The organism is Streptomyces bobili (assembly GCF_002154575.1).
GTDB lineage: Bacteria > Actinomycetota > Actinomycetes > Streptomycetales > Streptomycetaceae > Streptomyces > Streptomyces bobili.
The window spans coordinates 1-1399 of the sequence record NZ_MUBA01000659.1 but is presented as its reverse complement, the minus strand read 5'-3'; the positions used below and the strand labels follow the sequence as shown (position 1 = coordinate 1399).

Genomic DNA, 1399 nt, shown 5'->3' with positions numbered 1-1399 from the left:
GCCCGCGGAGATCTCCTCCAGGCTCTGCCACAGGGCTGCGATGGGTTCGCGCATGGCGCGGCCCTTGTCGGTGAGGTGGACCACCATCACGCGCCGGTCGTGCTGGGCCGGCTCGCGGACGAGCAGGCCCGCTTCCTGCATGCGGCGCAGGGACTTGGAGACGGTGGAGTGGTCCAGGCCGACGGCTTCGAGGAGTTCGGACTGGGTCTGGCCGTCGCGGTCCAACAGCTGCATCAGCAGCAGTTCCTGGCCGGGGTGGAGGTCCATGGCACGGAGCAGGACGGCGGCGCGGGCGCGGTGGGCACGGGNNGGTGGGGTAGTCGGTGTAGCCGGCCGCTCCGCCGCCGTAGAACGTGGCCGGGTCGGGGGTGTTCAGCGGCGCGCCGGCACGAAGCCGCTCGACCAGGTCGGGGTTGGCGAGCGCGAGGGCGCCGACGGACACGAGGTCGGCCGTACCGTTCTCGATGTCCTTGGCGCGGGCGGGCAGGTCGGTGCCGCCCCGATTGAGGATCAGCGTGGTCGGCCACAGTGCGCGCAGCGTCCCCAGCAGTTCCTCGTCGCCCGCGTGCAATACGTGGAGGTAGGCCAGGTCCAGGGGGCGCAAGGCGTCCAGGAGCGCCGGATACAGCTCGGCGGTGTCGGACTCGGCGATGTCGTTGTACGGGTTGCCGGGGGAGATGCGCAGGCCGGTGCGGTCGGCGCCGATCTCGTCGGCCACCGCGGCGGCGACCTCGACGGCGAAGCGGATGCGGCCCTCGACCGAGCCGCCGTAGCCATCGGTGCGCCGGTTGGTGTTGTCGGACAGGAACTGGTGCACCAGGTAACCGTTGGCGCCGTGGATCTCCACGCCGTCGGCGCCCGCCGCGACAGCAGCAGCCGCGGCGCGGCGGAAGTCCTCGACGGTCGCCGTGACCTCCTGCGTCGACAGCGCACGTGGTGTCGGCATCTCCTGGGGCCCGGAGGCGGTGAACATCGCGCCCTCCGGCCGGATCGCCGAAGGAGCGACCGGCTGGCGCCCGTGGGGGGTGTTGTCGGGGTGGGCGATGCGCCCGGTGTGCATCAGCTGGATGACGATCCGGCCGTCGGCCGCGTGCACGGCGTCGGTGACCTTGCGCCACCCGGCGACCTGTTCGTCATTGTGGATGCCGGGGGTGAGGAGGTAGCCCTGGCCGTCGGGGGAGGGCTGGGTTCCCTCGGTGATGACGAGCGCGTGCGAGGCCCGCTGGGCGTAGTACTCGGCGTTCAGCTCGGTCGGTACGCCCTCCGAGGTGGAACGGTCACGGGTCATGGGGGCCATGACCAGGCGGTGCGGCAGAGATATGCCGCCAAGAGTGGTCGGTGTCCACAGGGAACTCAGCATGAGCAGTCCTTCGGTACGACGGTGACCGGCCGGTCACCG

The 1399-nt window shown here is 71.5% G+C and carries 2 pseudogenes; both read right to left on the bottom strand.

Features of this window, described 5'->3' with window-relative positions:
- Nucleotides 1-306, bottom strand: a pseudogene (locus BZL64_RS35655) (MarR family winged helix-turn-helix transcriptional regulator); the annotation flags it as partial.
- Nucleotides 307-310: 4 nt separating this feature from the next.
- Nucleotides 311-1360, bottom strand: a pseudogene (locus BZL64_RS35650) (alkene reductase); the annotation flags it as partial.
- Between the last annotated feature and the right edge of the window lie 39 nt (nucleotides 1361-1399).